The 9,804-nt window shown below is 55.5% G+C and carries 10 protein-coding genes; 1 reads left to right on the top strand and 9 read right to left on the bottom strand.

Going from position 1 to position 9,804, the window contains the following annotated elements; translation table 11 throughout:
• A partial coding sequence (locus tag NW828_RS08065) for a hypothetical protein (protein ID WP_414383086.1) occupies positions 1–200 on the top strand: 200 nt, incomplete at its 5' end.
• Positions 201–250: 50 nt separating this feature from the next.
• Here NW828_RS08065 and cas2 read toward each other — a convergent pair.
• The 9 genes from cas2 to cas10 are packed head-to-tail and all read right to left on the bottom strand — an operon-like array spanning position 251 to position 9,662.
• The gene (gene cas2 / locus NW828_RS08060; RefSeq protein ID WP_414329659.1) at positions 251–529 is read right to left on the bottom strand and encodes a CRISPR-associated endonuclease Cas2; all 279 of its coding nucleotides are present in this window, start codon (positions 527–529) and stop codon (positions 251–253) included.
• Positions 529–1,518, bottom strand: coding sequence for a CRISPR-associated endonuclease Cas1 (gene cas1, locus NW828_RS08055; RefSeq protein WP_414383084.1), 990 nt, complete (start codon positions 1,516–1,518; stop codon positions 529–531). The genes cas2 and cas1 overlap by 1 nt, the downstream gene beginning before the upstream one ends.
• The gene (gene csx18 / locus NW828_RS08050; RefSeq protein WP_414383082.1) at positions 1,518–1,817 is read right to left on the bottom strand and encodes a CRISPR-associated protein Csx18; all 300 of its coding nucleotides are present in this window, start codon (positions 1,815–1,817) and stop codon (positions 1,518–1,520) included. The genes cas1 and csx18 overlap by 1 nt, the downstream gene beginning before the upstream one ends.
• Before the next feature lie 23 nt (positions 1,818–1,840).
• Positions 1,841–3,631 (bottom strand): RAMP superfamily CRISPR-associated protein, encoded by a 1,791-nt coding sequence (locus tag NW828_RS08045; protein ID WP_414383080.1) that lies wholly within the window; start codon positions 3,629–3,631, stop codon positions 1,841–1,843.
• 30 nt (positions 3,632–3,661) lie between these two features.
• Positions 3,662–4,303 carry a Uma2 family endonuclease gene (locus NW828_RS08040; RefSeq protein ID WP_414383078.1) on the bottom strand — a complete coding sequence of 214 codons (642 nt, stop codon included), beginning with the start codon at positions 4,301–4,303 and terminating at the stop codon, positions 3,662–3,664.
• Positions 4,303–4,695, bottom strand: coding sequence for a hypothetical protein (locus tag NW828_RS08035; RefSeq protein ID WP_414383076.1), 393 nt, complete (start codon positions 4,693–4,695; stop codon positions 4,303–4,305). Before NW828_RS08035 ends, NW828_RS08040 begins: the two co-directional genes overlap by 1 nt.
• 24 nt (positions 4,696–4,719) lie before the next feature.
• A complete protein-coding gene (gene cmr4, locus NW828_RS08030) occupies positions 4,720–5,490 on the bottom strand; it encodes a type III-B CRISPR module RAMP protein Cmr4 (RefSeq protein WP_414383074.1) in 771 nt (256 codons plus the stop codon).
• A 48-nt stretch (positions 5,491–5,538) separates the two neighbouring features.
• Positions 5,539–6,678, bottom strand: coding sequence for a type III-B CRISPR module-associated protein Cmr3 (locus tag NW828_RS08025; RefSeq protein WP_414383072.1), 1,140 nt, complete (start codon positions 6,676–6,678; stop codon positions 5,539–5,541).
• Positions 6,675–9,662, bottom strand: a complete 2,988-nt coding sequence (gene cas10 / locus NW828_RS08020; protein ID WP_414383070.1) for a type III-B CRISPR-associated protein Cas10/Cmr2 — start codon at positions 9,660–9,662, stop codon at positions 6,675–6,677. Before cas10 ends, NW828_RS08025 begins: the two co-directional genes overlap by 4 nt.
• Between the last annotated feature and the right edge of the window lie 142 nt (positions 9,663–9,804).

Genomic DNA, 9,804 nt, shown 5'->3' with positions numbered 1-9,804 from the left:
CCACCCCTATTAAACCCAAGCAGGGCAAGGAATGCAAGACCCATTTGCGAGGGATCCGGAAAAAAGTCGGCAAAAAGGGTGCTGGCGAGGGGGCTTTGGGGCCGGAAAGCCTTGTGGCGCAAGGCGTCGAGGGATCGGACGAAAGAATCGGCCTTTGCGGCTTTTGGCGGATCGCTCGCGGAGGCGTTGATACCGTTTGAGTGTGCTTTTGGAAACACCGAGTGCTTAAGTAGGAAGAGACTTGCCTGAGCTACACAATGACCGAGCTGGGGGGTGCAGTCAGGGCAGGCCCACCCCAGATTTCCACCTGGGCGAGGACATAGCTAGTGAGCGGATAGAAGCGGACGCTGTCTTCCTCGGGCTTGATCTTCTTGCGGAGCCGCAGTTTGAGCTCCTCGAACTTGTCTTTGTCGAGGACGCACTCAAACACGCTGTATTGCACGCGCTTGCCGTAGCCTTCTAGCAGGTCGGCAATTTTCTTGCGTCGCTTGTCGCAGGGAGTATCGTAGGTAACAACATAAAGAAACATCAGCGAATCCGGTAGGGCTGGTACAAATCTTGAGGATTATAGACGGATTGCTTAAACTTTTTAACTTGCTGCGTTAGCAGATCCCAGCGGGGTTGATCTCCGTCAGGGGTCTGGATGGATCCCTCCATTCTTTGGATGAAAGCTGTAAGGTACTTTTTCCTGCCACTATCACTTAGAAAACAGCCACCATCGCGATACTCAAAGTCTTCTTCGATGTTCATAATGCCCTTGTTGATCAGCCAGAGGACTATTGAATCTACAATAGGCGCCCGAAATTCTTCCAGTAAGTCCGAAACCAGAGCAGCATGGCGTTCACTGCTAGCGTGCAAGCAACCCTGATAGGGATCCAAATCTTGCAGCTCAATCAGGGTTAATAGATGGTTCCAGAGCACCATGTAGCCAAAGCTGAGCATGGCATTGACGGGGTTAGTGGGCGGCTGTCGGGTGCGGTTAAGCAAAACAAAGCCCCTTTGCTGAAGGCAATTTCCCAATTCCGGGAAATACAGAGCCGCAGCCGCTCCTTCAATGCCCCGCAATTGATCTAGAGACTTGGCCTCAAGAGCTTGAGCAGCCAAATGTTCCAGACTGCGCAGGGTCAGATCCCCTGTCTCAGTGGGGCGCTGCCTGAGCTGCCTCATCAGCAGCACTCGGCTATTGAGCAGCTTGGCTCGCACCATCTGAGCTGCTGTTTGCAATCGCCATGTCTCCGGTAGTGCTTGCTGCAAGTGGGCCAAGCGGCGGTAGCCCCTTGCAATGGGAATAAGGCGACCGTAGCAGTAGCCCAGCCGCGAGAGATAGGCGATGGGGATATTACGCTTCAAGCACTCTCTCACCACATCGGTGGTTACCTGGGATCGGCCAAAGATTAAAATTTGCTCCAGCAAGGGTAGAGGCACCTCCTGCAAGAGCGACTCGCCCAAATAGACCATTACGAACTCTTGCTTAAGGCTTAGCCTACACCCCTGCTGAGAGACATATAAAGTTCGCATTATTCGTCATGACGACGCAGATCTTCAGCGCCTCGCCTCTGATCTATGGCATTGCCGGGTTTAGAGCGGCCACGCTCCGGTAAAATCTCAACATCAATTTCAGGACTTGACAAGAAATCCATCACGATCTCGACCAGAATGCCCGAAAAGAAGCTGGCAATCGCGACAAGAATGGTATTGGTAATCACGGCTGCCAATCCCAAAGGGGCAATCAGTAAGATGGCCAGTGTGATTGAGCCGTTGATTAAAGCTGTGATTAGACTTATTAGAGCTTTGACGTTGATTTTCCTTCTGGACATGTTGAGCCTTCTCTAACCTCCTACTACTGGAATGGCCAGATTTGAGCAAATCCACCACTCCTCAGATTTTCGAGATATCTTTTCCTAGGATTCGCAGTTGCCCCAAAAACGGTAACCACCTGATAGTCATCCAAATCTGCAATCCAAACAGGGGACGGCGTGCCTGTGTCGCCGCAGAGAAACTTGTCGTATTTTCCTGGCGCTATCTTGCCTACCTTGTGCAAAACAGCCAAAGCATAGGGCTTATTAAACTCTTCTGGGCCGCTGCAGACTACAATCCTGCAATGGGCATCCACAGCTTCAGGCCACTTTTCTCTGCTGACCTGACCAAAGCTCCTGGGATTCCTGGGATCAATGGCCTGCCCAGTCAAAACCTGGAGTGCTTCAAAAAAGCCCCGCAGCCGCTTCTGAAAGAGTTTCTGGAATTCCTCTACCGACTCTGGCAGATTCCAAAATGAATCTTCTAAGTTGGGAATGAGGGTGGATCCGCGCCACCAGGGAGGCCGGTCGCGATCCTGGCGGGAGTAGCAGGGTCTTCTAGCACCTTGGCCCACACCCCCCAGATGGAACATCATCCAGGTGAGGTTAGTAAAGAGCCTTTTCACCGCCTCCTGCTCTGCTTGGGAAGCGTAATTTTGGCACTCGCTAGAAAAACTCAAGACAAGGATCCCTTCCTGTTGGCCTGCGGCTTCTCTTTGCTGATTGGGCTCCGGCCGAGAGACTTTGCCGTTCAGCAAATCCACATGGATCCAGCCGTGTTTTTGCTGGGGAGTGATGGCCCCAAAAAGTTGCCCCTCCCATTCCTGCACCTGCTTCACGGGCAAAACACCCAGGGCAAAGGTTCGAAACCAGTAGCGCAGCATGTTCTTAAAGGCTACCGGTCGGACTTCGGCAATTGATTTGTTGTCATACCGGTTCTTATCAGGTCTCCAGTTGACCACTTGCCGCCCGTGGATCAACTGACCCTCCAGCTCAAAAGGCAGCCGCAAGAATTCTCCCTTGTATTGAGATAGAGTTTTGCCAGTTTGAATCAGCCGACCGTAGCCGGTATTGACTTGGGATCCCACTCCTTGCTCCAGCCCGCGGATAAGCCATTCTTTCACTTGGGCTAACATCTCGTCGGTGCAGCCTGGGCCTTTGCGGATCCCGATTAAAAACGTGGCCTGTTTGAGAGAGAAAAAGACATTGGGATTTGCTTTATATTCCAAGCTGTTGCCATTCCATCTCCAAACGTTATTGGCAATATCAACAGCCAAGCCTCCCGACCTGGAGTTATCGGGATCCCCTTGTTTTTGAGTCTTGGTCGGCACAGGGTAGGCATCCAAAAAGATCACCTTGCCAGCACTATCTTTATCCTCAGCTTCTAGATGCCCAAGCCAGGGTGCCACTGCTTTATCTGCCTCCTCCCAAGACAGATTGTGCTTCTGCATCAACTCTCGAATAGCCTGGGCGCGGGCTACCCCCCGCAAGGTGGAGCTGGGAAGGTAAGGGATCCCTAAGTGATCAAAAGCGGGCAGCAGCATGCTCTCCGGGCCTTTGGCTCCGCCTACCCGAATTCGCCAGGGACAGGTGACCTGAAAAGTGTTTTTTTCTCCGGCAATGCGTTTGATGCGAGCATTCAGAACTTGAAGACGCGCTCCGTAGTTTGCCTTTGCTTCTGCCTGGTGCACCAGATCGACTTTGGCTCCGTCTTTGAAAGGAGTTGCTGGAGCCCTCATCCAACGCAGATATTCAATAAAGCTCGCTGTGGGATCTGGGCTGGGGTTGGGATCCAAGGGATGTCCTAACCAGGGAGCAGGACGATTGCTAGGCATTTGATCTTCTCCTAAAGCTGGAAAGCAGTATTAGGAATTGCGAAGCGTTTCCCGAAATTCGCGCAACATAGCGCTGGTGCCAATTTCTAAGGCGCGTCGAATAAGTTGAGGTACAAGACTGGAGATGTCGAAGTCTGGAAAAAGCCGGCTGCAGCTCGATTCTACGTAGTCTTCTCCCTGCAGAATAAACATCCGTAAACTTCGCTCACCCAAGAGCCAAACTTCCGGCACGCCAATAGCTTTATAGGCATCGATAAAGGTCCGGGAAGTAACGTCGGACTCAATGGCCAGATCAGGCGGGGGCAATAGATCAACATCAATTCTTCCCTCACACCCTCGCATCTGCTCCAGGTTATTGACATAGAAGCAGGTGTCAGGCTCTACTCCAACGCTGCCAGACTTTTTAAGGGTTGTTGAGCCAAAATCTTCCCAGTCTCTCCCCTGAGCATCCAGAATAGCTGAGACAATGTAGCCGGCAATGCGGTGAGGGCGCTCGTGTTTGGATAAGGGAGACATAATCTCTAAGGTGCCGTTGTAATAGGCAATGCGAGTGTGGCGATCTTCGCCCAGCTCTTCCAGAATGCTCTCAAAGTCTTGCCAAGTCAGCGAATGGATAACCACTTGGCTTCCTTCATACAGGGAAATAGACTGGATTGGAACAGCTACACTCATTAGTCCCCCCCGCTAACGTCATGGTAAATGGCTGTAGCCCAGAAGCTGAATTCTTGCGCCAAAGCAAGTCCCAGCCCTGTTAAACCCAGGTACTCTTCAACTTCTAATCTCATGAGGCGATCTAGGCCGTCGGATTTGGAGATTCCATTCTGACCGGAGATCTTTTCTAGGCAATCGAAAAACTCCTTGACCACCTCTTTTTTGCCCTCTTGGCTAAGGGCATCTTCTTCGGCCTTGAGGCGCAGCAAACCCCAGGTGGAAAGATAGGTGTACAGCTCCACAGCCTGGTTCTTCTGCTCTTTTAGCCTTTCTGTATCCTTGGTTTGTGCTCTGAGCTGGCACAGGGATTCGTAAACGGGCTTGGCCAATGTACGCGGGTCAAAGCTATTCATAAAACCTCCCTCCTAGGTTGAGATCTAGTTCAAAGACAGCTCCACAAAGCCTCGGCCCAAGCTTTCCTGGCCGCCAATCTGCATAATCTGGTTGGATTGCAGCAGATCTCGAAACTCTTTCATTGCCTCCTCAGAACTGCCATTTGCTTGGGCGGTAACCCCCCAGGTAAAGTACATCAAGCTGTCAGGAGGAATGGCCTCTTCATAGCGGAAGCCTCCTTCCACAACCTTGTGCTCGCTAAGCTTGACTTTCACCTGCCGCCACAGGCTCATTTGAATGAGGGTGGCACAGTGCTGATCTGGTAAAACAATCATGCGACTGATATTAGGATCTTTGGTGTAGCTCTTCCATTCCGACCATTGTCGAAGACCCTCTTTGAGAATGGCATCTTTGAGGTAAATGGGTCGGTCGGCCTTCAAGCTCGTACTATAGGGATCCGGCACTGACAGATTCTGGCCTGTTAGCCGCAGCCAGCGCTTGAGCAGAAGCGGGCAGCTTATCCACACCACCCCGTGGCTGAGGGAGGGCACCGGGATCCAAAGCAAGGAGCCATCTCCAATCCAAATGGATCCCTGGGTCAGCTGATCCCCTTCCCCAATTTCGTTGCCAAAGAGCTCAAATTTTTTGTGCTTATCAGTCACACTGGCCCGCAACCTGCCCCGGATGGTGCTGGAAGGGATGTAGGGCAAATGGGTGTGGGATTCGCGGGCAATGCCCAAGAGGTTGCCTTCTTGGGTGGTGCCGCCAGTGTGCAGGGGAGTCAACAGATGGAGGTAAACGATCTGAAAAGGCATACAAATCTCTCCTTTTTTGAGTAAGCATTGGAGGGTTGAAAGCAAAACTCAGTTCGCCCAAGGCAGCCATAAGAGCTCGCTATAGCCCAACAGCCGCCAGCGGTGGAACACGTTGAGCCGGCCATCTTCCAGCTCGGGCTCTTCTTGGTTGAGGGGGGCCGGTTGCTCTAGGTAGTAGACGCTACCAGGGGGCGCGGCAAAAACTTGGGGGGCAGGCAGGCTCATCTGCCGCTGCTCTTGGGGGCGATCCACCCGCAGGCGTCCACTGATGGGAACGGGCTTGCCGGTAGCTACACTCACTAAGGGGCCGGTGAGGGGATGGGCGGGGTGGGGGGTGGCCAATCTCCATTCCCAGGGCCAGGCACGGCATAGGGAACGTCCATCCACCTTCTTGATGAACACGCCTGGGGTCACCAAGTAGGCCAAAGCGCGTCGGGCTTGGCGAAAGGTAGCCTGAGAAAGGGTCTGCAACTGCTGCCACTGCTCCTGCAGCTTCGGACAGGGGGCCAGCAAAGCGCAGTGGCCTTCTCCCCCCAGCCGCAGCACTGCTTCCTGAGTAAGGGGTAGGGGATCCCAGGCTTCGCGATCTGGATCCCAGCCCTCGATGGAAAGGGCCAAACTCCAGCCCGGCTGAAGGCGGATGCAGGTCTCCACAAAGTAGCCATCGGCTTCTCGCACTTGCCGCTTGCTCACCTGCAGGGTGTTGTGGGGCCGCACTTCATACTTCAGCGGTGGCTTAACGGCCTGGCTGAGATCCCAGCCTTTGCCTTCCAGCGCCTTTTGCACCGCCTCGAAGGTCAGATAGCCTCCCGTTTTTTTCTTCTTGCTGCTCTGGCTGCATTCGGGTTCCTCCTCTGCTGGCCTCAGGGACACCAACGGGGCTGGCCGGGTGGGATCCCAGTGGCAATGGAAGTAGGGATCCCTCTCGTCCAACCAAGGCACAGGGACAAGGGGGGATCCGTCTTCCAGGTGCAAAGGGGCGGGGAAATAGAGCCTTTCGTCGTGGCAGAGAAAGGGGCCCCGCAGCCGCAGCGTCATCGGCTGGCCCAGGTAGGCTTGAACAGCCCCGGCCAAGGTGTGGCCACTGGGGGGAAAGCTGCTATTGGCCCAGGCCCGCTCTCCCGGGGCAAAGGGCTTGGCATCCCGAAACATCCACACATCCAAGGGTGATAGGGTAAACCAACTCATCGGCTGTTCCTCCCCAATTTCACGGTGCGGTTGCGCAGCACAAAAGCTGCCAACTTGAACCAGTTTTTGATCTCCAGATCCCACTCCTGGGGCTGGGCGGGCAGGCTGTGCTGCCAAAAATGCTGGATAAACTCCACAAGCTTGTTCTGGAAGTGTTCTTTCTGCTCCGATTCCTGTTTGAAGAGATCCCGGCGGCTGCAAAAGAGCGTGGCCCAGGCTGGCACCGCCTCTGGGCTGGGGGCAGGATGTTGCTCCCACAGTTGGGCTGCCTGCTCAAGCAAGGAGCTTTGATCCTGCTGCTGGCCCATGAGCTTCCAGTCAAAATCAAGGAGATCCTTCCACTTGTCGAACGTGTCGAACTTGCTGGTGCTCACCAGTTGGTTGCCATTGGCAAACAGCACCCGCACCTGCACGCTGTCTTTGGGGCAGCCATGGGCATAGAGGTGGCCCTTGGCTTCTTCTTCCGCCTGCCAAAGGTTTTCCAGGGCAATGGCCAGAGGCACCGAGTGATGGGCAATCACCACGCCGAAGCTGATGGTGGCTGCGGATCCCAGGGTAAAGAGGGGGCGCCGGCTCAAACCTTCGGGAGGCCGCCCTTTTTTCCACTGCCAGTAGTCCCCCAGGTTCTCAAACTCCCGCCAGTCATCCTCTCCCCCCCGGAAACACTGGCGAATATCCCACAGCCAGCCATCCCACTCCCAGAGGTTGGTGTAGGCCAAAACGTCGTCCCCACCGGCGTAGATGAGCTTGCCTGCATAGCGTTGCTCTGTTAGGTAGGGCACCAACTGGCCGGAAAAATCCAGCAGGGCGCGGCTTAGGGCGCTGTGGGTGGCAGGCCCCATGCGCTTGCGGCTGTTTTTGACAAACTTCTGAAAAGCGTCTTTGACTTGCTCCAGCTCCTCCTTGTCCTTGCCAAAGACCTCGCCAATGGCTTCCGTTTGCCCGTTGGCCAGCCGCTGTAGGGGTTGAGGCAGATAGTCGTAGTAGGATTTCATCTTCTCGCCGCTCAGCCATTTGCCCATGTCGTCCCCATCCCCGGCAGCCAGCACGTACCAACTGGCGGGGTTAACGCTGGGGTAGTAGCGGCCTAGAAGCGTCTCGATGTCCTGACGGTAGCTTCCTTGCGTTTCCTCGTCCAGCTCCAGGTCTTCCACCAGCCAACCGGCATTGAGCAGACGGGGATGGTAGCGCAGGTTCTGCCGGTCGGCCCACGGGATCCCCCATTTGCCCCGCATTTCCCGCAGCACCCCTCTGACCTCCGGGTAGCGGGCCTCCACTGCCTGACAGGCCTGCTCGAAGTGCTCTCGTTCCCGTCGCCCTTGGGTTTTGAGGTAGCCGGCTACGCCAGCGGTGAGATCCGGGTAGGAAGCGGCAATCTGGTCTTCATCCAGCTCGCGGAAGAGCTCCGGCAGCACTTTGTACAAGCCCCGCTTGAGGGTTTCGGTGGCATTGAGCTGTTCCCGGCCATCGAAGAGCCCGGCCTGCCGTTGCCAAAGCCGCCGACTCTCTCCCTCCGTTATCCACCCCTCCCGCGGTGAGGGATGCACCACCGGCCCCAAGCCCGAAACGGTGCTGCGCGGCCCAAACGCAACGGGGAGCTGCCAATCGCGGGCCTGCTTACAAGCGGCTTGTAGCCGCCGACTTTGCTCCACTGCGGCTGCCCACCAAGATCCCACGTTGAGTCCGGCTTTGTATTGGCGGCGCTGTTGTCTTTGGGGATCCCAAAAGCTAGCCCGCAGAAACTCCAGCTCCTCATCAGCAAAGAGCTTTTGCTTAGCCCCCAGGTGATAGGTGCGGTTTTGGGCACTGACCCAGGGATCCGCATCAATGGAAACATGAGGGGGCTTGAGGATGCCGGTATCCTTGAGGGCATGAGCCGGGGATCCCAAGGGCATGGCTGCCCAGTAGTGCTGCCACTGGTGCTCTAGCCACCCTCCCCAGGAGGGATCCTCTGGGTGCAACTGCACCATCCAGTGGCGATCCGCCTGCAGGTGATCCAGCACCCTCTGGGCCAACTGCTTCCATTCTTCCTTGAGGGTCTGCTGGGCAAACTGCATGGCCGCCTCCACCCGCTCTTCTGGCAGCAGCAGCAGGAGCACATTGGGAAAGCCGGCGGTGAGCAGGGCGTTAGGCGAAGGCTGAGGGATCCATTCTTCAAATTCGGGGTACTTCTCCCGCAGCCAGTAGTCGATTAATGGCTGGCCATAGAGGCTGGGGTAGAGTAGGCAGTCGGGACCGTATTTTTCAGCTAGTCGCCAACTTATGCGAGCAGAAAGGTAGTGCAGCAGCCAGGAGCCAGCCCAGAAGTCCCGCATTTTGCGGCTGGCTTTGATCAGCTCCTGGATGGGGTTGAAGGTAAAGCTCACCAAGAAGGGACGCGCGAACTTGAGCTCGTCGTAGCCGGCCAAACATCCCGCTAGGGCTGCGGTGACGCTGGCGTGGCTCCACAGGGATCCGTCTGGCAGCCGGGTTTCTGCTGGCAATAACAGCAAGCTTTCATCCCCAAACTCCTGACAAATAGCTTGGGGAAAGCACCGCCAAAACCACAAAAACACTTTTTGGGGATCCGTCTCCTGCCGAACCCAATCAGGGATGGCGCTCTCCTCCCGTTCCATCAGGTAGTCTGCACGGGAGCAGGCATTCTTGAGGGCTTGGTGTTGCTCATTGGCCAATTGCCAAAAGTGCTTGCGCCCCGAGAGCAGATGGCTCATCTCCAGTCCAGAGCCTAACCCCTGGCCGCGATCCTCAACCTGGTAGTCGATGGCTACAGGCAAATGGCCAATGGCAGCCCGGTCGCTGGCCGAGGCGATGAGATCGGCATCGCCTATGGGAGAGGATCCCTCGGCTTTGGGAGAAGACCATCCCTGCATCGCCGCCAGTCTGGTCCACAGCCCTTCCTTGGAGCGGCCAGTCCTGTCGTGTAGGGCTTTGAGGGCGGGATCATGTAACAGACCCCAGAGCTTAGCTTGCCAGTAGTAAGACATGGTGTTTTCGCTGGAGAAACAGAACAGTTAGGAACTCCTCGAACAAGGAACAAAACCCCGGTAGCCACCCGATGTCGTGGCTACAGAAGCTACAAAACAAAATCGATCTGATCCCGGCCAGCCCTCAGTTTTCTTCAGTATT

The sequence above is a fragment of the Synechococcus sp. W55.2 genome (assembly GCF_047461635.1).
Classification (GTDB): Bacteria; Cyanobacteriota; Cyanobacteriia; order Thermostichales; family Thermostichaceae; genus Thermostichus.
Note: the sequence above shows the minus strand (reverse complement) of the source record. Positions and strands in the feature narration are given on the sequence as shown.